The following is a 22,569-nucleotide window of genomic DNA, read 5'->3' as shown; positions in this document are numbered from 1 at the left end:
GCCCGTGACAGAGCGCGCGCACCGACTCTCCGGGCGGTCGGACTCCCTGACCCGGCACATCTTCGTCACGGGGGGCGTCGCCTCCTCGCTCGGCAAGGGCCTGACGGCCAGCAGCCTCGGGCGGCTCCTGCGCTCGCGCGGGCTGCGGGTCACGATGCAGAAGCTCGACCCGTACCTCAACGTGGACCCGGGCACGATGAACCCGTTCCAGCACGGTGAGGTGTTCGTCACCGAGGACGGCGCGGAGACCGACCTCGACGTCGGGCACTACGAGCGCTTCCTGGACGTGGATCTCATCGGCTCCGCCAATGTCACGACCGGCCAGATCTACTCGCACGTGATCGCCAAGGAGCGGCGCGGGGAGTTCCTCGGCGACACGGTGCAGGTCATCCCGCACATCACGGACGAGATCAAGACCCGCATGCGCGAGCAGGCGGGGGACGACGTCGACGTCATCATCACCGAGATCGGCGGCACGGTCGGCGACATCGAGTCGCAGCCGTTCCTCGAGGCGGCGCGGCAGGTGCGCCACGACCTCGGCCGGGCGAACGTCTTCTTCCTGCACGTCTCGCTCGTGCCGTACATCGGCCCGTCGGGCGAGCTGAAGACGAAGCCCACCCAGCACTCCGTCGCCGCGCTGCGCAGCATCGGCATCCAGCCCGACGCGATCGTCCTGCGGGCGGACCGCGAGGTGCCGGAGTCCACGAAGCGGAAGATCGCCCTCATGTGCGACGTCGACGTCGAGGGCGTCGTCACCGCCAAGGACGCGCCGAGCATCTACGACATCCCCCGCGTGCTGCACGCCGAGGGCCTGGACGCGTACGTCGTCCAGCGCCTCGCGCTGCCCTTCCGCGACGTCGACTGGCGGCTCTGGGACGGCCTCCTCCAGCGGGTCCACGAGCCCGCGCGGCAGGTGGAGATCGCGCTCGTCGGCAAGTACATCGACCTGCCCGACGCCTACCTGTCCGTGACGGAGGCGCTGCGCGCGGGCGGCTTCCACCACGACGCGAAGGTCGTCCTGCGCTGGGTGCGGTCGGACGACTGCGACACGCCCGAGGGCGCCGAGCTCGCGCTGGGCGGCGTCGACGCCGTGCTCGTCCCCGGCGGCTTCGGGGTGCGGGGCATCGAGGGCAAGCTGGGCGCCCTGCGGTGGGCGCGCGAGAACCGCGTGCCGACCCTGGGCATCTGCCTCGGCCTGCAGTGCATGGTCATCGAGTACGCCCGGAACGTCCTCAACCTGCCGCAGGCCTCGTCGACGGAGTTCGACGAGGGCACCCCGGACCCGGTCGTCGCCACGATGGAGGAGCAGCTGGCCTTCGTCGGGGGCGCCGGCGACCTGGGCGGGACGATGCGCCTCGGCGCGTACGACGCCGTGCTGGAGCCCGGCTCCGTCGCGGCCGCCGCGTACGGCAGCACGCACGTCTCCGAGCGCCACCGCCACCGGTACGAGGTCAACAACGCCTACCGCGGGCGGCTGGAGGAGGCGGGCCTCGTCATCTCCGGCACGCTCCCGGACCGGTCGCTCGTGGAGTTCGTCGAGCTGCCGCGGGACGTGCACCCGTACTACGTCGCGACGCAGGCGCACCCGGAGTTCAAGTCCCGTCCGACGCGGGCGCACCCGCTCTTCGCGGGCCTCGTCGCCGCGGCGATCACCCGGTCGAGCACGCCCTCGGGGCGGCGGGCCGCGGACGACGCGGCATCCGCGCCCGACGCGGCATCCGCGCCCGACGCGGCACCCGCGGCCGGCAGCCCGGCCGAGGGCCTGGAGCCCGCGGCCGCGAGCGTGCAGGCGTGAGCGCGGCGGACACCGCCGTCCCCGCCGACGCCGGGACGGCGGACCGCCCGTCCGAGCGCCCGGTCGTCGAGCACCGCACGGTGCACGCCGGGCGGATCTTCGACCTCGTCGCCGACGTCGTCGACCTCGGCGACACGCAGGTCACGCGGGAGTATCTGGCGCACCCCGGCGCCGTGGCGGTCGTCGTGCTCGACGACGACGACCGCGTCCTCCTGCTCGACCAGTACCGCCACGCCGTCCGGCAGGAGCTCTGGGAGCCGCCGGCCGGGCTGCTCGACGTCGCGGGGGAGGACCCGGTGGCCGCGGCTGCCCGGGAGCTCGCGGAGGAGGCCGACCTGCGCGCCGCCTCCTGGTGGCGGCTGACGGAGATCTTCTCCACGCCGGGGTCCTCGAGCGAGCGGATCCAGCTGTTCCTCGCGCGCGACCTGTCGCCGGTGCCCGAGGCCGAGCGCTACGCCCGCGTCGACGAGGAGGCCACGATGCGGCCCGTCTGGGTGCCGCTGGACGAGGCGGTGGCCGGCGTCCTCGCGGGACGCCTGCGCTGCCCGACGACGGTCGTCGGCGTCCTGGCGGCCGCGGCGGCCAGGGCCGGCGGTTGGACGGACCTGCGTCCCGTCCGGCTCAGCGCGTGAGCAGCGCCGGGTCGTCCACGACGGGCGACCCGGCACCGGCCCCGAGCGACCCCCGGGAGCGGCACGCACCCACGAGACGGGTGACCCCCGCGGTCAGCAGCGCCGCGCCGATCATGTGCAGGTTCACCAGCGCGATGGGCAGCCCGGTGAAGAGCTGCACGTAGCCGACGAGCGCCTGCGCGAGGGTGACCGCCATCAGCACGAGCCCCGTGCGCAGGGGCCGTGCGGCGCCGTCCCGCCGCAGCCGCAGCAGCACCGCGACGAGCAGGGCGACGAACACCCACACGCTCGCGGCGTGCACACGCGCGGTCAGGTACGGGTCGACGGCGAACCGGTAGCCGAGCTCGTCGTCGCCGGAGTGCGGCCCGGCTCCCGTCACGACGACACCCAGGGCGAGCACGACCGCGGTGACGACGCCGAGGGCCGCGAGCAGGCGGCGCGTGGTGCTGTCGACGAGGGGGACGGGTGGCGCGTCGCCCTCGTCGTGCCGGACGAGCAGCCAGGCCGAGGCGACGACGAGGACCATCGAGATGAGGAAGTGCAGCCCCACCACCCAGGGCGCGAGGTGCAGGAGGACGGACACGCCGCCGACCACGGCCTGCACGACCACGCCGAGCAGCGGGGCGGCGCCGAGGCGGCGGTAGGGACGCGTCCGCGTGCGGTCGGTGCCGACGAGCAGCAGCACGGCGAGGGCCGCGGCGCCGACGACGAAGGTCAGCAGCCGGTTGCCGAACTCGACGCCCTGGTGGAAGGGCGCGGGTCCGTGCGCGACGGGGACGAAGCTGCCCGGCTGGCACTGGGGCCAGGTGACGCAACCCAGGCCGGAGCTCGTCAGCCGGACGAGCCCGCCCGTGGCGACGATGCCGATCTGGGCGACGAGGTTGACGAGGAGCACGCGGCGCGTCCAGGGGCGGAAGCGGTCGACGCGGGCGCCGACACGGGTGCTCACCCGGTCGAGGACCCGGGGGACGAGCCGGTCGCGGGCAGGGGCGGGCGTGCTCACGGCGTCAAGGATAGGCGCGGCCCCGCGGTGCCCGGCGGGACCGGCAGGCACCGCTCAGGTGGCCGGCCCGTGCCCGGTCGACGCCGTCTCAGGACCAGCGGAACAGCCGCGCCGCGGCGGCCACGAGCAGGGCCGCCCAGCCCGCCAGCACGGCCAGCGGCGCCACCGCGACCCGGCCCTCGACGAGCGCGACGCGCATCGCCTCGCCCAGCGCCCCGGACGGCAGCCACGCGGCGATGGCCGCGAGCCCCGGCGGCAGGTCCGCCAGCGGCACGACCACGCCACCGGCGAGCGCGAGCAGCAGGAGCAGGAGGTTCGCGACGGCCAGCACGGCCTCCGCGCGCAGGGTGCCGGCCACCAGGAGCGCGAGCGCCACGAACGCGACCGTCCCCAGGACGGCCGCCAGCAGCGCGGGCAGGATGCCGGCCGCCGCCGGGCGCCACCCGAGCGCGAGCGCCGTCGCCCCGATCACCAGGAGTTGCACGGCCTCGACGACGAGGACCCCGCCGGCCTTGCCGAGCAGCAGGCCGGGCCGGCCCAGCGGCGTCGTGGCCAGGAGCCGCAGCACCCCGTTGCGCCGGTCGAAGGCGGTGGCGATGGCCTGCGAGGTGAAGGAGGTGGTCATGACGGCCAGGGCCAGCACGCTCGGCGCCAGCACGTCGACGCGCGCCGCCCCGCCCGTGCCGATCTCGACGAAGGAGCTGCGGGTGAGCCCGACGAGGAGCAGCACCGGGACGACGAGCGTGACGAGCAGCTGCTCGCCGTTGCGCAGCACGGCCCGCGCCTCGAAGGCCGTCTGCGCCAGCACCCGCCGCGCGGCGGGGGCGGCGCCGGCGGCCCGGGGCGCCGCGGGCGTGGACGGGGCGGTCGTCGTCATCGCAGGCTCCGGCCGGTGAGGTCGAGGAAGACGTCCTCGAGCGTGCGACGCCCCACGACGAGGCTCCCGACGAGGACGTCGCGGCGGGCGAGCTCGGCCGTCACCGCGGCCACCGCGACCGGGTCGACGGGGCCGGTCACCGTGAGCGTGCCCGCGGCGGGCGAGGCCACGGCGAACGCGCCCCCGACGACACCGGCCAGGTCCGCCGGCTGCACGGGGCCCGCGATGCGCAGGACGAGGGTCCGCTCGTCGGCGCGCCCGGCGGAGCCGCCCGGGGCCAGGCCCGCGCCGGTGGTGAGCTCGGCGACCGACCCCTGCGCCACGACGCGGCCGCCGTCGACGACGACGACGTGGTCGGCCAGGTCCTCGGCCTCGTCCATGAGGTGCGTGGTCAGCACGACCGCCACGCCCTCGTCGCGCAGCTCCCGCACGAGGTCCCACACGGCCCGGCGCGACTGCGGGTCCATGCCGGCGCTGGGCTCGTCGAGGAACACGAGCTCGGGGCGGCCGACGAGCGCGGCGGCGAGCGCGAGGCGCTGGCGCTGCCCGCCGGACAGCCGGCGCACCGTCGTGCGGGCGAAGGCGTGCAGGCCGAGGCGCTCCGCGAGCTCGGCGGTGCTGCGCGGCGCCGCGTACATGCGGCTCACGTGGGCCAGGACGTCCTGGGCGCGGGCACCGGTGGGCAGGCCCCCGTCCTGCAGCATGACGCCGACCCGGGGCCGCAGCGCTGCACCGTCGGTGACCGGGTCGAGGCCGAGCACGCGGACCGTCCCGCTGTCGGGACGGCGCAGGCCCTCGCAGCACTCGACGGTCGTGGTCTTGCCGGCGCCGTTGGGGCCGAGGACGGCCGTGACCGCACCGCGCCGGGCGACGAGGTCGAGCCCGTCGACGACGGGCCGGGCGCCGTAGCGCTTGACCAGGCCGCGGACCTCCACGGCGGGGGAGTCGTGCACGAGCGGGCAGTCTAGGCGGGGCGCCCCTGTCCTCGGTGACGGCGCGGGCACGGGCGCGCGCCGCGCTCAGGCGCGGCCCCGGCAGAGGCCCCGTCCGCCGGGGCCGTGCTGAGGGCGTCCCCCGGCGGTGAGGGCGACCTTCCTTGCGGGGATGGATTTCGGCAACAAGGATGTTGCGAAATCGAGGGCGCTGGTGCGCCCGCGCGGACGCCCCCGGTCAGGACGGGCGGCACGAGGACGGCGACGGAGGTGGCATGACGAGCACGGCGACGGCGATCCCGACGGCCGCCACGGTGGCCGCCACGGCCACGACCGCGGCCCCCACCACGCCCCACGACGCCGACGCGGGCACGCGTCGCCGTGTCCTGCAGCTCGTCGCGTCCGAGGGCCCGGTCTCCGCGCCCGAGCTCGCCGCGGCCCTGTCCCTCAGCGCGGTGGCGGTCCGCCGGCACCTCGGCACGCTCGAGCAGGGCGGTCAGATCGAGGTGCACCGCACGCCCGCCGCCGGCCCGGCCGGACGCCGCGGCCGGCCCGCCCGGCGCTGGATCGTGACCGAGGACGGGCAGACCGTCCTGTCGCAGCGGTACGCCGAGCTCGCCTCGTCGGCCCTGCGGTTCCTCGTCGAGACCGGCGGGCCCGACGCGGTCGAGGCGTTCGCCGAGCACCGCGCGCGCCAGCTCGAGGCCCGGCTCGCCCCGGCGGTCGCGGACGTCTCGCTGCCGGTCGGCGACCGGGTGGCGGCACTGGCCGACGAGCTGACGGGCCACGGCTACGCCGCCAGCGCCCGGCCCGTCCCCGGCGGCGCCGCCGTCCAGCTCTGCCAGGGCCACTGCCCCGTGCAGGACGTGGCCCGCGAGTTCCCCCAGCTGTGCGAGGCCGAGGCGCGCGGGTTCTCCCGCCTCCTCGGCGTCCACGTCCAACGCCTCTCGACCCTGGCGGGCGGGGGCCACGTCTGCACGACGAGCATCCCGACCCGCATCCCGATCCCCGCGCGACGCACGGAAGGACCCCTCGCATGAGCGCACCCACCCAGGACGCCGCACCCCAGGCGATGACCCAGGACGAGACCATCGCGTCCCTGGGCACGTACGGCTACGGCTGGCACGACGAGGACCTGGCCGGCAGCACCGCCCGGCGCGGGCTGTCGGAGGAGGTCGTCCGCAACATCTCGGCGCTGAAGAACGAGCCCGAGTGGATGCTGAAGACCCGCCTCAAGGGCCTGCGCCTGTTCGACAAGAAGCCCATGCCCTCGTGGGGCGCGGACCTGTCGGGCATCGACTTCGACAACATCAAGTACTTCGTGCGGTCCACGGAGAAGCAGGCCACGAGCTGGGAGGACCTGCCCGAGGACATCCGCAGCACGTACGACCGCCTGGGCATCCCGGAGGCCGAGAAGCAGCGCCTCGTCGCCGGCGTCGCCGCGCAGTACGAGTCCGAGGTCGTCTACCACCAGATCCAGGAGTCGCTGGAGGCGCAGGGCGTCATCTTCGTCGACACCGACACCGGTCTGCGGGAGTACCCGGAGCTGTTCGAGCAGTACTTCGGCTCGGTCATCCCGCCCGGGGACAACAAGTTCGCCTCGCTGAACACCGCGGTGTGGTCGGGCGGCTCGTTCGTCTACGTGCCGCCGGGCGTCCACGTCGAGATCCCGCTGCAGGCCTACTTCCGCATCAACACGGAGAACATGGGCCAGTTCGAGCGGACGCTCATCATCGCCGACGAGGGCTCGTACGTGCACTACGTCGAGGGCTGCACGGCGCCGATCTACCAGAGCGACTCGCTGCACTCCGCGGTCGTCGAGATCATCGTCAAGAAGAACGCCCGCGTCCGCTACACGACCATCCAGAACTGGTCGAACAACGTCTACAACCTCGTGACGAAGCGGGCCACGGCGGCCGAGGGCGCCACCATGGAGTGGGTCGACGGCAACATCGGGTCCAAGGTGACCATGAAGTACCCGGCCATCTACCTCATGGGTGAGCACGCGCGCGGCGAGACGCTGTCCATCGCCTTCGCCGGCGAGGGCCAGCACCAGGACGCCGGCTCGAAGATGGTGCACGCCGCCCCGCACACGTCCTCGTCGATCGTCTCGAAGTCCGTGGCGCGCGGCGGTGGGCGCACGTCCTACCGCGGGCTCGTGCAGATCCTCGAGGGCGCGCACCACAGCGCGTCCAACGTCCTGTGCGACGCGCTGCTGGTCGACCAGATCTCCCGGTCGGACACGTACCCCTACGTCGACGTCCGCGAGGACGACGTGTCCATGGGCCACGAGGCGACGGTGTCGCGCGTGAGCGAGGACCAGCTCTTCTACCTCATGTCCCGCGGCATGGCCGAGACCGAGGCCATGGCGATGATCGTGCGCGGGTTCGTCGAGCCCATCGCGCGCGAGCTGCCCATGGAGTACGCCCTCGAGCTGAACCGCCTCATCGAGCTGCAGATGGAAGGGGCCGTCGGCTGATGACGACCACCACGAACACCCCCGCCACGACCCGCGCCCCCCGGACGCCGGCGGCCCTGTCCGACGAGGTCGCGCTGCCGCTCGAGCACGGCGCCGCCATCTCGGACACCGCGCACTCCCACGGGCCGGGCGCCGTGCCGGAGGCGTCGCGCGCGGAGCGCCGCACGTCCTTCGACGTCACCGACTTCGCCGTGCCGACCGGGCGCGAGGAGGAGTGGCGATTCACGCCCGTCGACCGGCTCGCCCCGCTGTTCGCCGCGTCGTCCGACGGCGTGCTCGACGGCCACGGCGTGCTGACGACCGTCGTCGAGGCGCCGGAGGTGCGCGTCGAGGTCGTGGAGCGCGACGACGCACGGCTCGGCACGGCCGGCGTCCCGGGGGACCGGGCCGCCGCCGTCGCGTGGGCGTCCTTCGACCGCGCCACGGTGGTGACCGTCCCGCAGGGTGCGGTCGCCTCGCAGGTGACCTCGGTCCGCGTCGAGGGCGTCGAGGGCGCCGGCACCCGGGCCCCGTCACTCGAGCCGACCGCGGCGCACCTGCTCGTGCACGCGCAGCCGCTGTCGCAGGCCACCGTGCTGCTCGACCACGTCGGGCACGCCGCGCTCACGGAGACGGTCGAGATCGTCGCCGAGGACGGCGCGCACCTGACGGTCGTGTCCGTGCAGGACTGGGCGGAGGGCTCGGTGCACGCGGCCTCGCACCGGCTGCGGCTGGGTCGTGACGCGACGGTCAAGCACATCGTCGTGACGCTCGGCGGCGACGTCGTGCGCGTCACGCCGGACACGGAGTTCACGGCCGAGGGTGCGTCGGTGACCAAGCTCGGCCTGTACTTCGCCGACGCCGGCCAGCACCAGGAGCACCGGCTCTTCGTCGACCACGCCGTCCCGAGCTGCACCTCCCGCGTCACCTACAAGGGCGCGCTGCAGGGTGAGGGCGCGCACACCGTCTGGGTCGGCGACGTGCTCATCCGGGCGGCCGCCGAGGGCACCGACACGTACGAGCTGAACCGCAACCTCGTGCTCACCGACGGCGCCCGCGCGGACTCCGTGCCCAACCTCGAGATCGAGACCGGCCTCATCGAGGGCGCGGGCCACGCCAGCGCCACGGGTCGGTTCGACGACGAGCAGCTGTTCTACCTGCGCTCGCGCGGCATCCCCGAGTCCGACGCCCGGCGCCTCGTCGTGCGCGGGTTCTTCGCGGAGCTCCTGCACGAGATCGGCGTGCCCGAGGTCGAGGAGCGCCTGCTCGCCTCCATCGAGTCCCAGCTCGAGCGCTCCATGAGCGAGCTCGTCGGCTCGACGACGGTCGCGACGGACGCCGGCGACGCCCTGCCCGGCGTCGGCCTCCTCGTCGAGAACGAGCCCGTCGCCGCCACCGCGGCGCCCGGCACGGCGGAGGCGGCGGCCGGCGACGCGGAGACCCGCGCGTGACCGCTCAGCACGTCTGCGACACCGCCGACCTGGCTCCCGCCGAGACGCTGCGCGTCGAGCTCGACGCGGCCGACGGCACGTCCGTCGAGGTCGCCGTCGTCCGCGACGAGGACGGCGACTGGCACGCGATCAGCGACGTCTGCTCCCACGGCCAGGTCTCCCTGGCCGAGGGCGAGGTCGAGGGCTGCGCCGTGGAGTGCTGGCTGCACGGGTCGAGCTTCGACCTGCGCACCGGCAAGCCGCTGGGCCCGCCCGCGATCCGCCCCGTCCCCGTCTACCCCGTGACCGTCGACGGCGAGCGCGTGCTCGTCGACGTCGACGCCCCGCTCTGACCCCCCGGAGGAACCCCGAGATGTCCACCCTGGAGATCCGCGACCTGCACGTCAGCGTCGAGACGAAGGAGGGCGCCAAGCCCATCCTGCGCGGCGTCGACCTCACGATCGGCAGCGGCGAGACGCACGCGATCATGGGCCCCAACGGGTCCGGCAAGTCCACGCTGGCCTACTCCATCGCCGGCCACCCGAAGTACACGATCACCGGCGGCACGGTGACGCTCGACGGCGAGGACCTGCTCGCCATGTCCGTCGACGAGCGCGCCCGCGCGGGCCTGTTCCTCGCGATGCAGTACCCCGTCGAGGTGCCGGGCGTGTCCGTGTCGAACTTCCTGCGCACCGCGAAGACGGCGATCGACGGTGAGGCGCCCGCGCTCCGCTCGTGGGTCAAGGACGTGCGCGGCGCGATGGACAACCTGCGCATGGACGCCGCCTTCGCCGAGCGCTCGGTCAACGAGGGCTTCTCCGGCGGCGAGAAGAAGCGCCACGAGATCCTCCAGATGGAGCTCCTCAAGCCGCGCTTCGCGATCCTCGACGAGACCGACTCGGGCCTCGACGTCGACGCGCTGCGCATCGTGTCCGAGGGCGTGAACCGCGCCAAGGCGACGACCGAGGTCGGCGTCCTGCTCATCACGCACTACACACGCATCCTCAAGTACATCCAGCCCGACTTCGTGCACGTCTTCGTCGACGGTCGCGTCGCCGAGGAGGGCGGGCCCGAGCTCGCCGAGCGCCTCGAGAACGAGGGCTACGACCGCTTCCTCACGGCAGCGGTCTGACGCGCGGGGCGCGGCCGACGGCACCCGTCGGCCGCGCCCGCCCGCACCTCGCCGGTCCCCCCGGGACCCGTGCGACCCCGCAGCACCTGCTCGATCCCCAGGAGGGGGCCCGACGTGACCAGCACGATCGATGCCGCGACGCCGTCCGTGGGCGACGCGACGCACCCCGACGGCACCGACGCGGCCGCGCCGCCCCGTCGGCGGCTGAGCGCGGCCGAGCTCGCGGCGGTCCGGGCGGACTTCCCCCTCCTGCAGCGCACGCTGCGCGACGGCAGGCCGCTGGTGTACCTCGACTCGGGGGCCACCTCCCAGAAGCCCGACGTCGTCCTCGACGCCGAGCAGGACTTCTACACCCAGCGCAACGCCGCCGTGCACCGCGGTGCCCACCAGCTCGCCGAGGAGGCGACGGAGGCCTTCGAGGCCGCGCGCGAGCAGGTCGCGCGGTTCGTCGGGGCCGACCCGGGCGAGATCGTCTGGACGTCGAACGCGACGGCCGCGATCAACCTCGTCGCGTACGCCATGGGCAACGCCTCGCTCGGCCGCGGCGGTGACGCCGCGCGCCGGTTCGCGCTGGCCCCCGGCGACGAGATCGTCGTGACGGAGGCCGAGCACCACGCGAACCTCGTGCCGTGGCAGGAGCTCGCGGCCCGCACGGGCGCCGTGCTGCGCTGGATCGGCGTGGACGACGAGGGCCGGCTGCGGGTCGACCAGCTCGACGAGGTGGTGAGGCCCCGCACGAAGGTCGTGGCCTTCTCGCACGCCTCGAACGTCACCGGCGCGGTCACCCGCGTGGCGCCCTTCGTCGCGCGGGCCCGCGAGGTCGGGGCGCTCACGGTGCTCGACGCCTGCCAGTCCGTGCCGCACATGCCGGTGGACCTGCACGCCCTCGGCGTCGACTTCGCCGCCTTCTCCGGGCACAAGATGCTCGGCCCGACGGGGGTGGGCGCGCTCTACGGCCGCCGCGAGCTGCTGGAGGCCATGCCGCCCGTCACCACCGGCGGCTCCATGGTCGAGGTCGTGACGATGGAGGCCACCACCTACGCGCCGCCCCCCGGGCGGTTCGAGGCGGGCACGCAGATGGTCTCCCAGGCCATCGGCATGGGTGCCGCGGCGACCTACCTGGCCGAGCTCGGCATGGACGCCGTCGAGGCGCACGAGCAGCACCTCACGCAGCTCCTGCTCGACGCGGTGGCCTCCGTCCCGGGCGTGCGGCTCATCGGCCCGGCGGACGCGCGCGAGCGCCTGGCGACGGTCGCGTTCGTGGTCGACGGCGTGCACGCGCACGACGTGGGGCAGGTGCTCGACGACGCCGGCGTGGCCGTCCGCGTCGGCCACCACTGCGCCCAGCCCCTGCACCGGAGGTTCGGCGTCGCCGCCACGGCCCGCGCCACGGCGGGCGTCTACACCAGCGAGGCGGACGTCACCGCGTTCCGGGAAGCACTGGCGGGGGTCCGGGCGTTCTTCGGTCTGGAGGACGCGCCCGACGACGCGTCCGGCGGCACGGCAGGCACAGACGGCAGGACGGTGGTAGGAGCACGATGAGCAGCTCGATGGAGCAGCTGTACCAGCAGGTCATCCTCGACCACGCGAAGTTCCCGCGCGGGCGGGGGCTCCCGGCCGACGGCCTCGGCCCCGTCGGCGCGTCCGCGACCGCGGTGCTCGACCACGGCACGTGCGCCGCCCAGTCGCACCAGGTCAACCCGACCTGCGGCGACGAGGTGACGCTGCGCGTCGACCTCGACACCAGCGGCACCCGGCCGGTGGTGTCCGGCGTGGCCTGGGAGGGGCAGGGCTGCTCGATCAGCCAGGCGTCCGTCTCGGTGCTGCACGACCTCGTCGTCGGCGCCGACCTGGGCCGGGTCGACGAGCTCGCCGGGCACTTCCGCCTCCTCATGCAGTCCCGCGGGCAGGGCGTGGACGAGGCCACGGAGGAGGAGCTCGGCGACGCCGCGGCCTTCACCGGCGTGTCCCGCTACCCCGCCCGCATCAAGTGCGCCCTGCTCGGCTGGGCAGCCCTCAACGACGCCCTCATCCGCACCGGCGCCACCGTCCCGACGAAGGAGCCCGCATGACGACCACCGACCCCACCGCTGCCCTCGGAGCGGACGAGGTCGCCACGGCGACCGCGGCGCCGTCGGTCCCATCCGCGCCCGCCCCAGCTGGTGCCGCCACGGCTGCCGACGTCGAGGAGGCGCTGCACGACGTCATCGACCCGGAGCTCGGCATCAACGTGGTCGACCTCGGGCTCGTCTACGGCGTGGCCGTCGACCAGGGCGCCGCGGTCATCGACATGACCCTGACGTCGGCGGCCTGCCCGCTCACGGACGTCATCGAGGACCAGTCGGCCCAGGCGCTCGACGGCCTCGTCGACAGCTTCCGGATCAACTGGGTGTGGATGCCGCCGTGGGGCCCGGAGAAGATCACGCCCGACGGCCGCGAGCAGATGCGCGCGCTCGGCTTCAACATCTGAGGGCCTCTCTCCACGACGACGACGCGCCCCGTCCCTCCGGCCGGGGCGCGTCGTCGTGCTGGGAGTCGGCGACGGGCGGGCGGGTCAGGCGCCCTCGCTGCGCCCCTCGCGCCAGTAGCCCATGAACGCCACCGACCGGCGGTCGACCCCGCAGGTGGCGACGAGGTGCCGGCGCAGCGTCTTGATCGCGCACGCCTCGCCGGCCAGCCACGCGTACAGCGCGGCCGAGTGCTGCAGGGGAGCGCCCTGGTCGTCGACCGGCACCTCCCACAGGATGCCGTGGTCGACGTCCACGTCCTCCAGCTCGAGCCCGGCGGGCACGGGCGCCTGCCCAGGCATGAGCCGGGCGCACGCGGCCTGCACCGCCGGGACGAGGCGTGCGCCGTGCGCGGCGCCGTCGCGCGGCAGCCACCGCACGGTCACGCCGTCGGGGGCGTCGTGGGGCAGGACGTCACCGGCGCAGGGGACCTCGAGCAGCGCCTCTCCGCGGGCGTCGCGCGGCAGCCGCTCCAGGACGGAGCAGATGGCGGGCACCGCGGTCTCGTCGCCGGCGAGGAGGAGGCGGTCGGCACGGGGCGGCGGGACGAAGTCGACGCCGCCGTAGGGGCCGCCGTGCAGCGCGTCGGGGCCGAGGATCACCAGCGGGTCGCCGGGACGGGCGGCACCGGCCCAGCGCGACGCCGGCCCGAGGTCCCCGTGCAGGACGACGTCCACGTCGACCTCGCGGCTCGCCTGGCGCACGGCCCGCACGGTGTACGTGCGGATCGGGTGGCGGTCGTCGTCGGGCAGGTCGCGCCACTGGGCGTACCAGTCCCCGCCGCGCGGCAGCCGCTCGTAGCCGCGGTCCGCCAGCGGGAGGAAGAACTTGATCCGCTGGTCGAACCCGTTGTCCGCGAACTCGTGCAGGTCCGGGCCGGTGAAGGTGAGGCGCCGGAAGCTCGGGCAGAGCTGGGTGACCCGCGCCACCTCGACGTCGAACAGCCGGAACGGCAGGTGCGTCGAGGGGGTGGCCGTGGTGACGGTCATGGCCTCACCGTACGCGGAAGGTAAGCCTTACCTCAACCATGTTCGGTCACGTCACAGCGCACGTCACGGCGCACGTCACAGCGCACGCCGCGGAGGGCGGCGCCGTCAGGGCGTCTGCACCGCGAAGGTGTCGCAGGCCTGCAGCGAGCCCTGCTCGTACCCGACGGTGAACCACCGCTGCCGCTGCTCGCTCGAGCCGTGCGTCCAGGTGTGCGGGTCCACGCCGCCCGACTGCGCCTGGATGTGGTCGTCGCCGACCGCGGCGGCCGCGCCCAGGGCGTCCTGGAGCTGCTGGGTGGTGACCGGCTCGAGGAACGTCACGCCGGTGTCGGGGTCGACGGTGGTGGCGGCGTCGCCGACGAACATGCCCGCGTAGCAGTCGGCCTGCAGCTCGAGCCGCACGGAGTCCGACGAGGCCCCGGTCCCGCTGCGGTCGGCGGCGTCGAAGGTGCCGAGCACGTTCTGCACGTGGTGGCCGTACTCGTGCGCCGTCACGTAGATCTCGGCCAGGGGGCCGTCCTGCGCGCCGAACCGGGAGGCCAGCAGGTCGTAGAAGCCCAGGTCGAGGTAGATCGTCTGGTCCGGCGGGCAGTAGAAGGGCCCGGTCGAGGCCGAGGCGGGGCCGCACGCGCTCTGCGTGCCCTCCTGGAACTCCACCGCCTCCGGCACCGGCAGGTCGGCCGCAGCGGTGCCGGCGAGCGCCGTGGGCCAGTACGCGTCGAGGGCCTGCAGGGTCGCCGACAGCCGGCAGTCCCGCTGCGTGTTCGCCTGCTCCGCCGTGCAGGCGCCGAGCTCCGTGCTCTGCTCGACCCCGCCGCCGCCCCCGGCGGCCCCGCCGACGGCGTTGAGCACGTCCCCGACGCCGCCGCCGTTGAGCAGCACGACGAGCGCGACGACGACGAGGCCGCCCACGCCGCCGCCGACCGCGATGCCGCGCCCGCCGCCGCCGCCCCCGCGCCGCGACTGCACGCGACCGCCCTCGAACTGGCCGCCCTCCTGGAACGTCATGCCGGGAGCGTAGGCCGGACCCGGGGGCCCCGCCCGGGCAGGGGACGCCCTCAGTCCTCGCCGAGGCCGCGGGCCGCGAGGGCCTCGCCCGTCGCGCGCGCGTGGGCGACGACGCGCACCGCCGCCGGCACGAGCAGGGCCCGCGGGTCGCGCTCGAGGCCGCGGGCCCGGGCGGCGTCGCGCGTCTCCAGCGTCGTGGCGACGAGCAGCGGCACCGTGCGCAGGGTGAGGGCCACCGCCAGCGCCACCGTCTGCGGCGCCAGGCCGACGTGCCGCAGCGGCGTCGCGGCGCGCACGAGCGCGTCGACCAGGCGGTCGGTCGGGGTGGTGGCCTGCACGACGAGGGCCCCCACGACCACCGCCAGCAGGTCCGCCGCGACCTCCACCGCGGCGCCCGCCCCGCGCGACCACCACGCCCACCCCCCGGCGAGCGCGGCGACGACCAGGAGGGGCACCAGCGCCCGCAGCGTCGGCCGCACCCGCAGCCGGGCCAGCCCGTGCGCCCCCACCGCCGCCGCGAGCAGGGCGACCGCGGTCAGGGGCCCGCGCGGCACGACCGTGAGCACGCCGAGCGCGACCAGCGCGAGGAGCTTCGGGCCCGCCGGCGCCCGGTGCAGGGGCGAGCCCCCCGGCTGGTGCACCGACAGCGGACCGGCCCATGCGGGGCGCAGGGGACCCCTCCCGGCGCCTCCTCCGGCAGCACGCCGGCGCGCACGTCCTCCTCCGCGGCCTACCCGTCGACGCCGCACACCACGTCCCGGTAGTGCGCGACGCCCTCCGCGGCGTCGCCGTCGAAGACGATGCGGCCGTCGTCGACGACGAGGACCCGGTCGGCGCGCGCCGCCGCCGCGAGGTCGTGCGTGACCTGCACCACCCGCTGCGGCAGCCCCTCGAGCAGCGCGTCGACGTGCCGGCGCCAGCGCAGGTCGAGGAGGGTCGTCGGCTCGTCGGCGACGAGCAGCGCGGGCTCCACGGCCAGCACGCCCGCCAGGGCCAGGAGCTGGCGCTGCCCGCCGGACAGCGCCTGCACGGGCGTGTCGGCGCGGTGGGCCAGCCCGAAGCGGGCGAGCACGGCCCGGGCCTCCGCCTCCCGCGCGCGGGCGTCCGGCAGCCGGCGCCGCAGGGAGAGGGCCACGTCCTCCAGCGGCGTGGGCAGCACCACCTGCGCGGCGGGGTCGGTCAGGAGGAAGCCGACGCGGCGGCGCACGGCGGGCCCGTCGGTGTCGGTGTCGAGGCCGTCCACGAGGACACGTCCCCGGCTGGGCAGCACGAGGCCGTTGAGCAGCCGGGCCAGGGTCGACTTGCCCGACCCGTTGGCCCCCACGACCGCGACCCGCCGCTCGGTCAGCCGCAGCGTCACCGGCCCGAGCAGCCGCACGACGGGCGCGTCCGCGGCGGCCGAGGCGTAGGCGGTGACGAGGACGTCGTCCAGCTCGACGACGCCCTCGGTCAGGGCCGCGCCGCCCCCTCGACTCCCGGCGCACCGGCGGCACGGCGCGCGGGCAGCAGGTCGGGGAAGGCGCGCAGGACGGCGGCGGCCACGACCGCCGCGAGGACGACCTTGGCCACGTCGCCCGGCAGGAAGGTGAGGTCGAGCGCGGCGGCCTCCCGCCACCCCAGCCCGAGACGGGCGTGCAGGCCGGCGATCCCCGCGGGGTGGTTGACGAGGAGCGTGCCGGCCAGGCCGGCGAGGACGAGCCCGGGGACGGCGCCCAGCCGCCGCAGGGCCGCTCGGCGGCCGAGCCCGGCGACGGCCGCCAGCAGCGGGAACGTCACGAGGTAGCCGACGCTCGGCCCCGCCAGGGCCCCGAGCCCCGACGCGCCCTGCGCGAAGACCGGCAGCCCCGCCAGGCCCAGCGCGAGGTACAGCAGGACGGCGAGCGCGCCGCGCCGCGACCCGAGCACGAAGCCGGCGAGCACCACGGCGAAGGTCTGCAGCGTCACCGGCACGTCGAACGGCGTCGGGATCGCCGGGACGACCGTGCAGACCACGACGAAGGCGGCGAGGACCGCCACGAGCGCGAGGTCCTGCGCGAGCGTGCGGCGACGCGCGGCCGGCGCGGGCAGGGCCGCCTCGGCCGGGAGGGCGGTCCTGCTGGCCCGCGGGGGAGGGGTCGACATGGGCGTCAAGGTAGCCGGTCGTAGACTCCTCACCGGTGGTGCCCACGGACAGGATCCGGGCCCGCCCGTGGTGCGGAGACGCCAGCCCGCCCCGGCGGCAGCCGCACGTCGTCCCGACAGCCGTCCTGATCGTCGTCCTGACCTCCGGCGAGGAGGTCGACCCGCCGCGCCCGCGGCACCCGAGGAGCCCCGTGATCGTCGCCACGTCCGTCGAGATGCGCATCGGCGCCCGCGTCCTGCTCGAGCCGACGAGCTTCCGCGTCGCCGCCGGGGACCGCGTCGGCCTCGTCGGGCGCAACGGCGCGGGCAAGACGACGCTGACGAAGACGCTCGCGGGGGAGACGCAGCCGACAGGCGGGACCATCACGGCGTCGGGGGAGATCGGCTACCTGCCGCAGGACCCCAGCAGCGGCGACCTCGACCAGCTCGCGCTCGACCGCGTCCTCTCGGCCCGGGGGCTCGACGCGATCCTGCGCGCGATGCGCGAGACCGAGGCGGCGATGGCGAGCACCGACCCCGTCGTGCAGGAGCGCGCCCTGGAGCGGTACCCGAAGCTCGAGGCGCGCTTCGTCGCCGGCGGGGGCTACGCCGCCGAGAGCGAGGCGCACCGCATCACCGCGAACCTCGCGCTCGACGACCGCGTGCTGTCCCAGACGCTCGGCACCCTGTCCGGCGGGCAGCGCCGCCGCGTGGAGCTCGCGCGGATCCTGTTCTCGGGTGCCGAGACCCTCCTGCTCGACGAGCCGACGAACCACCTCGACGCCGACTCCATCGCCTGGCTGCGCGACTACCTCAAGGGCTACTCCGGCGGGTTCGTGGTCATCAGCCACGACGTCGAGCTGCTGCGCGCCACGGTGAACAAGGTGTTCCACCTGGACGCCAACCGCAGCGCGCTGGACCAGTACGCCCTGGGCTGGGACGCGTACCTGCAGCAGCGCGAGACGGACGAGAAGCGCCGCCGCCGCGAGCGCGCCAACGCCGAGAAGAAGGCCGGCGTCCTGCTCGCGCAGGCCGCGAAGATGGGTGCCAAGGCCACGAAGGCGACGGCCGCCCAGAACATGGCCCGCCGTGCTGAGCGCCTGCTCTCGGGGCTCGACGAGGTGCGCGTCTCGGACAAGGTGGCCCGCCTGCGCTTCCCCGACCCGGCGCCGTGCGGCCGCACACCGATCACCGCCGCCGACCTGTCGAAGTCCTACGGGTCGCAGGAGGTGTTCACGGGCGTCGACCTGGCGATCGACCGGGGCTCGCGCGTCGTCGTGCTCGGCCTCAACGGCGCCGGCAAGACGACGCTGCTGCGGATCCTCGGCGGCGTCGAGCAGCCGGACACGGGGGAGGTGCGCCCCGGGCACGGGCTCAAGCTCGGCTACTACGCCCAGGAGCACGAGACGCTCGACCTGGACCGCACGGTGGTGGAGAACCTGCGCTCGTCGGCGCCCGACCTCACCGACACGCAGGTGCGGTCCGTCCTGGGGTCGTTCCTGTTCTCGGGCGACGACGCCGACAAGCCGGCGCGGGTGCTGTCGGGCGGGGAGAAGACCCGGCTCGCGCTGGCCGCGCTCGTCGTCTCGGCGGCGAACGTCCTGCTCCTCGACGAGCCGACGAACAACCTCGACCCGGCCTCCCGCGAGGAGATCCTGGCGGCCCTGCGCGGGTACAAGGGCGCCGTCGTGCTGGTCAGCCACGACGAGGGCGCGGTGGCGGCGCTGGACCCCGAGCGCGTCCTGCTGCTGCCCGACGGCGACGAGGACCTGTTCGGCCCGGACTACCTGGACCTCATCACCCTCGCCTGAGGGCGGCCCGTCCGGGACCGCCGGCACGTCAGCGGCGGTCGCCGCCCTGCAGCCAGGCGTCCACGAGCCGGTCCTCCTCCTCCTCGGCGCGGCCCTCGCGCCGGGGGGCGCGGCGGGCGCCGACGGGACGCGGCTCGGGCGCCGGCACGGGCTCGTCGCCGGCCGGGCCCGGCAGGGCACCCTCCTCCGCCTCCGCGCGCTCGTCCACGAGCTCGCGCCGGGCGAGCAGGGAGAACGACACGAGAGCGCCGAGGGCGAAGACCCACCACTGGAACGCGTAGGACAGGTGGGAGCCGAGGTCGACGTCGGGTGGCGGGAGCTGGCCGAGGGCGTCCGCGTCGGGGGTCGACGCCGTCACGGGGTCGGGACCGGCCTGGGTCCCGAACGCGCCGTAGGCGTCCCCGGCGGCGGGCGCGGGCACCCCCGCGGCGGCGGCGACCGGCGCGACGGCGATGGTCTGCACCTGCCCGGCCGGGGCGGACCGGGTGCCCGCGTCCTCCAGGGGACGCAGCCGGACCGTGAGCGTCACCTCGCCGGTCGGCGCGGCCGGCGCCCGGGCGGCACCGGTCGAGGCCGGCACCCACCCGCGGTCGACGACGAGCAGGGCCCCCGTCGACGCGACCTCCACGAGCCCGAGCACGTGGTACGCGGGGCGTGCCTCGACGGGCCGGTTCCGCAGCAGCACGCCCTCGCCGACGTACCTGCCGACGACCGTGACGGTGCGCCACTGCAGGTCCGGGTCGATGGCACCGCCCGGGTCGACGAGCTGCTCCAGCGGCACGGCGGGGGCACGCCAGTTCGTCTCGACGAGGTCCACCGCGGCGGCGCGGTCGACGTGCCGGTGCCACTGCCAGCGGCCGAGGAACGTGCAGGCCACGGCGAGCGCGACGGCGACCGCGACCAGGCCGGCGGCTCGGCGGCGCGCGGGGCTCATGCCCGCACCGCCCCGCGCGACCGCGTGATCGCCCGCACCACCCGACCGGTCACCATGCCCTCAGGATGCCCCCTCGGGGCGGTCGCCGGGCGTCGGCCCCGCAGGGCCGGGGTCCTCGGGCAGGTCCGCCACGGGGAGCGTGTCGCGGTGGAAGGCCCGCGCGCGGAGGAACTCCTCGAGCGAGCCGCGGTGGTCGTCGCACGCCAGCCACACCTTGCGGCGCTCGGGCGTGTGCAGCCGGGGGTTGTTCCAGCGGACGCCCCAGGACGCGGGTGCCCGGCACCCGCGGGCCGAGCAGGCGAGCGGGGTGCCGTCCCCGCTCACCACCCGCCCTCGAGGACGCGGGTCGGGGCGGGGGCCGCGGCGATCGCGGGCCGGTCCACGGCCGTCGGGCCCTGGCCCGGGTTCTCCCGGCCGGCGTTGGCGAGCAGGACGGCGAAGTAGGGCAGGACCGTCGCGGCGACGATCATGAGGAGCGACGCCCAGACGGGGACGACGTTCCAGGTGACCGCGGCGACGACGAAGCAGACCGCCCGGAGGGACATCTGCCACAGGTAGCGCCGCTGCCGCCGGGCGACGTCCTCCCACAGGGGCTCGGGAGCGGAGGTGATGGACTGGACGGCCTCGTCCGGCCGCTCGCGCTTGGTCACCCGGTGATCGTAGGTCGGTCGCGCTGAGGTACCGCTGTGCCGGACGGCCCCTCAGCAGGTGCGGAGCGGGAACAGGCGGGGGAGGAGTTGTCGCGTTGCGACAAACCGGCGGTGACGACACGGTCCGGGCCGGTACGCCGGGCGACCCGGGCGTCGACTAGCGTCGACGCGTGCCCGAGACGACCTCCGCCCCGCACCCCCCGCACGCCCCCCGCAGCGTCCTCGTCACCGGGGCCGCCCGCGGCATCGGCCGGGCGATCGCGGAGCGGTTCGTCGCCGCCGGGGACCGGGTGGCCACGATCTACCGCGGCGGCGACCTTCCCGAGGGCGTGCTCGGGCTCATCGGCGACGTGCGCGACACCGCCTCGGTCGACGCCGCCTTCGCCGAGGCCGAGTCCGAGCACGGCCCCGTCGAGGTGCTCGTCGCCAACGCCGGCGTGACCCGCGACGGCCTGCTCATGCGGATGTCCGACGAGGACTTCGGCGACGTGCTCGACGTCAACCTCACCGGCACCTTCCGCTGCGTGCGCCGGGCCAGCAAGGGCATGATCCGGCTGCGCCGCGGCCGCATCGTGCTCATCTCCTCCGTCGTGGGGCTCTACGGCGGGAGCGGCCAGGTCAACTACGCCGCCTCGAAGGCCGGCCTCGTCGGCATGGCGCGGTCGGTCACGCGCGAGCTGGGCGGGCGCGGCATCACCGCCAACGTCGTCGCGCCCGGCTTCATCGACACCGACATGACCCGCGCGCTGCCCGAGGCCCAGCAGGAGGTGTACCGGGCGGCCATCCCCGCCGGACGCTTCGCCGAGGCCGACGAGGTGGCCGGCGTCGTGGAGTTCCTCGCCTCGCCCGCCGCCGGCTACATCTCCGGCGCCGTCGTCCCGGTCGACGGCGGCCTCGGCATGGGGCACTGAGCGCCCGCACGACCCGCGCCTCCCGGCGCAGCCCGCACCACCCACCCCCGACGGACGGAGACCACCCCCATGGGGCTGCTCGACGGCAAGACCCTCCTCGTGACCGGCGTCCTCACGGACGGCTCCATCGCCTTCCACGTCGCGCGGCTGGCGCAGGAGCAGGGGGCCACGGTCCTGCTGACCTCCTTCGGCCGGCAGCACCGGCTCACGGAGGTCATGGCCCGCCGGCTGCCGCAGCCCGTGCCGGTGCTCCAGCTCGACGTGACGTCGGCCGAGGACCTGGCGGCGCTGCCCGAGCGGGTGCGCGAGCACGCCGACCACCTCGACGGCGCGGTGCACTCCATCGGCTTCGCGCCCCAGTCGGTCATGGGCGGCAACTTCCTGGCCGGCGAGTGGGCGGACGTCGCCACGGCGCTGGAGATCAGCGCGTTCTCCCTGAAGTCCCTCGCGGTGGCCACGCAGCCGCTGCTCACGCGGGGGTCGGCCCTCGTCGGGCTCACCTTCGACGCCCGGTACGCCTGGCCCGTGTACGACTGGATGGGCGTCGCGAAGGCGGCGTTCGAGTCGACGGCCCGCTACCTGGCGCGCGACCTCGGTCCCGAGGGCATCCGCGTGAACCTCGTGTCGGCCGGACCGATCCGCACCACCGCGGCGAAGTCGATCCCCGGGTTCGCGCAGATGGAGGGTGGCTGGCCCGACCGCGCCCCCCTGGGCTGGGACGTGTCCGACCCCGAGCCGGCGGCCCGCGCGGTCGCGGCGCTGCTGTCCGACTGGTTCCCGGCGACGACGGGCGAGGTCGTCCACGTGGACGGCGGCGTCCACGCGATGGGGCAGTGACGGGCCGTGCGACCATGACGCCGTGACCGCCGACGACCCGCGACGCCTCGTCCTGCTGCGCCACGCCCGCGCCGAGCACACCACCGGTGCGGACCACGTGCGGCCGCTGGCGGTCGAGGGGCGGCGCCAGGCCCAGGCCGTCGGTGCGACGCTGGCCGGCCTCGGGCTCGTGCCGGACCTCGTCCTCTGCTCCTCGGCCCTGCGCACGCGGCAGACCTGGGAGCTCGTCCGGCAGGGGCTCGGCACGCCTGCCGGGTCCCCACCGGTCGAGGTCCGCGACGCGCTCTACGAGTCGGGGCTGGCCGAGCTCGTGGCGCTCGTCGGCGGCGCGCCGGCGGACGCGCGCACGGTCCTCGTCGTCGGGCACGAGCCGACGATCTCGATGGCGTCGGCCGCGCTGGCCGGGCCCGGGTCGGACGAGGCGGTGGTCGCCCGGGTGCGCACCGGGCTGCCGACGGCCGGCTGGACCCTCCTCACGCTCGGGGGCGGGTGGCCGACGCTGGCCCCGCGGGCGGCGGCGCTGGTGCGCGCGGGCAGCCCGGACTGACCCGGCCGCCCGGGTC

Annotated in this window: 25 protein-coding genes; 14 read left to right on the top strand and 11 right to left on the bottom strand. The window is 75.6% G+C overall.

Going from position 1 to position 22,569, the window contains the following annotated elements:
- The first annotated feature begins 4 nt into the window (after positions 1-4).
- A complete protein-coding gene (locus BM048_RS13425; protein WP_090033795.1) occupies positions 5-1,795 on the top strand; it encodes a CTP synthase in 1,791 nt (596 codons plus the stop codon).
- Entirely contained in the window at positions 1,792-2,427 is a 636-nt protein-coding gene (locus BM048_RS13420; protein ID WP_090033793.1) for an NUDIX domain-containing protein, read from the top strand. The genes BM048_RS13425 and BM048_RS13420 overlap by 4 nt, the downstream gene beginning before the upstream one ends.
- On the opposite strand, the gene BM048_RS13415 is transcribed toward BM048_RS13420, so the two are convergent.
- From BM048_RS13415 to BM048_RS13405, 3 genes are all read right to left on the bottom strand, one after another.
- Positions 2,417-3,430, bottom strand: a complete 1,014-nt coding sequence (locus BM048_RS13415; protein WP_239078781.1) for a COX15/CtaA family protein — start codon at positions 3,428-3,430, stop codon at positions 2,417-2,419. The genes BM048_RS13420 and BM048_RS13415 overlap by 11 nt on opposite strands.
- Positions 3,431-3,518: 88 nt before the next feature.
- Positions 3,519-4,307 (bottom strand): ABC transporter permease, encoded by a 789-nt coding sequence (locus BM048_RS13410; RefSeq protein ID WP_090033791.1) that lies wholly within the window; start codon positions 4,305-4,307, stop codon positions 3,519-3,521.
- Positions 4,304-5,260: an ABC transporter ATP-binding protein gene (locus BM048_RS13405; protein ID WP_090033789.1), complete on the bottom strand. Its 957-nt coding sequence runs from the start codon at positions 5,258-5,260 to the stop codon at positions 4,304-4,306. Before BM048_RS13405 ends, BM048_RS13410 begins: the two co-directional genes overlap by 4 nt.
- 254 nt (positions 5,261-5,514) lie before the next feature.
- Here BM048_RS13405 and BM048_RS13400 point away from each other — a divergent pair, with 254 nt between their 5' ends.
- The 8 genes from BM048_RS13400 to BM048_RS13360 all read left to right on the top strand — a co-directional run bounded on the left by BM048_RS13400 (position 5,515) and on the right by BM048_RS13360 (position 12,729).
- Positions 5,515-6,279 (top strand): helix-turn-helix transcriptional regulator, encoded by a 765-nt coding sequence (locus BM048_RS13400; RefSeq protein ID WP_090033788.1) that lies wholly within the window; start codon positions 5,515-5,517, stop codon positions 6,277-6,279.
- Positions 6,276-7,718: a Fe-S cluster assembly protein SufB gene (sufB, locus tag BM048_RS13395; RefSeq protein WP_090033786.1), complete on the top strand. Its 1,443-nt coding sequence runs from the start codon at positions 6,276-6,278 to the stop codon at positions 7,716-7,718. Before BM048_RS13400 ends, sufB begins: the two co-directional genes overlap by 4 nt.
- Positions 7,718-9,148 (top strand): Fe-S cluster assembly protein SufD, encoded by a 1,431-nt coding sequence (sufD, locus tag BM048_RS13390; protein ID WP_090033785.1) that lies wholly within the window; start codon positions 7,718-7,720, stop codon positions 9,146-9,148. Before sufB ends, sufD begins: the two co-directional genes overlap by 1 nt.
- On the top strand, positions 9,145-9,480 hold the full coding sequence (locus BM048_RS13385) for a non-heme iron oxygenase ferredoxin subunit (RefSeq protein ID WP_090033783.1): 336 nt from the start codon (positions 9,145-9,147) through the stop codon (positions 9,478-9,480). The genes sufD and BM048_RS13385 overlap by 4 nt, the downstream gene beginning before the upstream one ends.
- 20 nt (positions 9,481-9,500) lie before the next feature.
- Complete coding sequence (gene sufC / locus BM048_RS13380) at positions 9,501-10,259, top strand: Fe-S cluster assembly ATPase SufC (protein WP_090033782.1); 759 nt, start codon at positions 9,501-9,503, stop codon at positions 10,257-10,259.
- A gap of 114 nt (positions 10,260-10,373) precedes the next feature.
- Positions 10,374-11,801, top strand: coding sequence for a SufS family cysteine desulfurase (locus tag BM048_RS13370; protein WP_373308418.1), 1,428 nt, complete (start codon positions 10,374-10,376; stop codon positions 11,799-11,801).
- Positions 11,798-12,331, top strand: a complete 534-nt coding sequence (sufU, locus tag BM048_RS13365; protein WP_090033777.1) for a Fe-S cluster assembly sulfur transfer protein SufU — start codon at positions 11,798-11,800, stop codon at positions 12,329-12,331. Before BM048_RS13370 ends, sufU begins: the two co-directional genes overlap by 4 nt.
- The gene (locus BM048_RS13360) at positions 12,328-12,729 is read left to right on the top strand and encodes a metal-sulfur cluster assembly factor (protein ID WP_090033776.1); all 402 of its coding nucleotides are present in this window, start codon (positions 12,328-12,330) and stop codon (positions 12,727-12,729) included. The genes sufU and BM048_RS13360 overlap by 4 nt, the downstream gene beginning before the upstream one ends.
- An 84-nt stretch (positions 12,730-12,813) precedes the next feature.
- Here BM048_RS13360 and BM048_RS13355 read toward each other — a convergent pair whose 3' ends face one another.
- The 5 genes from BM048_RS13355 to BM048_RS13335 all read right to left on the bottom strand — a co-directional run bounded on the left by BM048_RS13355 (position 12,814) and on the right by BM048_RS13335 (position 16,884).
- Entirely contained in the window at positions 12,814-13,755 is a 942-nt protein-coding gene (locus tag BM048_RS13355) for a siderophore-interacting protein (protein ID WP_090033775.1), read from the bottom strand.
- A 105-nt stretch (positions 13,756-13,860) separates the two neighbouring features.
- Positions 13,861-14,763 carry a KPN_02809 family neutral zinc metallopeptidase gene (gene ypfJ / locus BM048_RS13350; protein ID WP_090033773.1) on the bottom strand — a complete coding sequence of 301 codons (903 nt, stop codon included), beginning with the start codon at positions 14,761-14,763 and terminating at the stop codon, positions 13,861-13,863.
- A 50-nt stretch (positions 14,764-14,813) separates the two neighbouring features.
- On the bottom strand, positions 14,814-15,404 hold the full coding sequence (locus tag BM048_RS13345) for an energy-coupling factor transporter transmembrane component T (RefSeq protein WP_239078782.1): 591 nt from the start codon (positions 15,402-15,404) through the stop codon (positions 14,814-14,816).
- An 89-nt stretch (positions 15,405-15,493) separates the two neighbouring features.
- On the bottom strand, positions 15,494-16,195 hold the full coding sequence (locus tag BM048_RS13340; RefSeq protein WP_239078798.1) for an energy-coupling factor ABC transporter ATP-binding protein: 702 nt from the start codon (positions 16,193-16,195) through the stop codon (positions 15,494-15,496).
- Between the two features lie 17 nt (positions 16,196-16,212).
- On the bottom strand, positions 16,213-16,884 hold the full coding sequence (locus tag BM048_RS13335) for a biotin transporter BioY (RefSeq protein WP_090033769.1): 672 nt from the start codon (positions 16,882-16,884) through the stop codon (positions 16,213-16,215).
- Positions 16,885-17,075: 191 nt separating this feature from the next.
- On the opposite strand from BM048_RS13335, the gene BM048_RS13330 reads away from it, so the two are divergent.
- A complete protein-coding gene (locus BM048_RS13330; protein ID WP_090033845.1) occupies positions 17,076-18,674 on the top strand; it encodes an ABC-F family ATP-binding cassette domain-containing protein in 1,599 nt (532 codons plus the stop codon).
- A 28-nt stretch (positions 18,675-18,702) separates the two neighbouring features.
- Here BM048_RS13330 and BM048_RS13325 read toward each other — a convergent pair whose 3' ends face one another.
- Genes BM048_RS13325 through BM048_RS13315 form a run of 3 tightly spaced genes read right to left on the bottom strand, consistent with a single transcriptional unit; the run spans position 18,703 to position 20,258 of the window.
- The gene (locus BM048_RS13325; RefSeq protein WP_090033768.1) at positions 18,703-19,608 is read right to left on the bottom strand and encodes an SURF1 family cytochrome oxidase biogenesis protein; all 906 of its coding nucleotides are present in this window, start codon (positions 19,606-19,608) and stop codon (positions 18,703-18,705) included.
- 60 nt (positions 19,609-19,668) lie between these two features.
- Positions 19,669-19,932: a hypothetical protein gene (locus tag BM048_RS13320; protein WP_308439504.1), complete on the bottom strand. Its 264-nt coding sequence runs from the start codon at positions 19,930-19,932 to the stop codon at positions 19,669-19,671.
- Positions 19,929-20,258, bottom strand: coding sequence for a DUF3099 domain-containing protein (locus BM048_RS13315; protein WP_090033765.1), 330 nt, complete (start codon positions 20,256-20,258; stop codon positions 19,929-19,931). Before BM048_RS13315 ends, BM048_RS13320 begins: the two co-directional genes overlap by 4 nt.
- Before the next feature lie 170 nt (positions 20,259-20,428).
- Between BM048_RS13315 and fabG the strand changes: the two genes are divergently transcribed.
- From fabG to BM048_RS13300, 3 genes are all read left to right on the top strand, one after another.
- On the top strand, positions 20,429-21,169 hold the full coding sequence (fabG, locus tag BM048_RS13310) for a 3-oxoacyl-ACP reductase FabG (RefSeq protein WP_090033764.1): 741 nt from the start codon (positions 20,429-20,431) through the stop codon (positions 21,167-21,169).
- A 69-nt stretch (positions 21,170-21,238) separates the two neighbouring features.
- Positions 21,239-22,006, top strand: coding sequence for an enoyl-ACP reductase FabI (fabI, locus tag BM048_RS13305; protein ID WP_090033763.1), 768 nt, complete (start codon positions 21,239-21,241; stop codon positions 22,004-22,006).
- Between the two features lie 22 nt (positions 22,007-22,028).
- Positions 22,029-22,553, top strand: coding sequence for a SixA phosphatase family protein (locus BM048_RS13300; protein WP_090033761.1), 525 nt, complete (start codon positions 22,029-22,031; stop codon positions 22,551-22,553).
- The last annotated feature ends 16 nt before the right edge of the window (positions 22,554-22,569 follow it).

The organism is Cellulomonas marina (genome assembly GCF_900111925.1).
GTDB lineage: Bacteria > Actinomycetota > Actinomycetes > Actinomycetales > Cellulomonadaceae > Cellulomonas > Cellulomonas marina.
The sequence above is the reverse complement of the archived record's forward strand: the minus strand, read 5'-3'. Positions and strand labels throughout refer to the sequence as shown.

Bases quoted from the DNA above. Each gene is read 5' to 3' on its own strand.
- BM048_RS13410 (WP_090033791.1), bottom strand. From the start codon at position 4,307: ATGACGACGACCGCCCCGTCCACGCCCGCGGCGCCCCGGGCCGCCGGC.
- BM048_RS13400 (WP_090033788.1), top strand. From the start codon at position 5,515: ATGACGAGCACGGCGACGGCGATCCCGACGGCCGCCACGGTGGCCGCC.
- sufB (WP_090033786.1), top strand. From the start codon at position 6,276: ATGAGCGCACCCACCCAGGACGCCGCACCCCAGGCGATGACCCAGGAC.
- sufD (WP_090033785.1), top strand. From the start codon at position 7,718: ATGACGACCACCACGAACACCCCCGCCACGACCCGCGCCCCCCGGACG.
- sufC (WP_090033782.1), top strand. From the start codon at position 9,501: ATGTCCACCCTGGAGATCCGCGACCTGCACGTCAGCGTCGAGACGAAG.
- sufU (WP_090033777.1), top strand. From the start codon at position 11,798: ATGAGCAGCTCGATGGAGCAGCTGTACCAGCAGGTCATCCTCGACCAC.
- BM048_RS13360 (WP_090033776.1), top strand. From the start codon at position 12,328: ATGACGACCACCGACCCCACCGCTGCCCTCGGAGCGGACGAGGTCGCC.
- BM048_RS13355 (WP_090033775.1), bottom strand. From the start codon at position 13,755: ATGACCGTCACCACGGCCACCCCCTCGACGCACCTGCCGTTCCGGCTG.
- ypfJ (WP_090033773.1), bottom strand. From the start codon at position 14,763: ATGACGTTCCAGGAGGGCGGCCAGTTCGAGGGCGGTCGCGTGCAGTCG.
- BM048_RS13335 (WP_090033769.1), bottom strand. From the start codon at position 16,884: ATGTCGACCCCTCCCCCGCGGGCCAGCAGGACCGCCCTCCCGGCCGAG.
- BM048_RS13325 (WP_090033768.1), bottom strand. From the start codon at position 19,608: ATGAGCCCCGCGCGCCGCCGAGCCGCCGGCCTGGTCGCGGTCGCCGTC.
- fabI (WP_090033763.1), top strand. From the start codon at position 21,239: ATGGGGCTGCTCGACGGCAAGACCCTCCTCGTGACCGGCGTCCTCACG.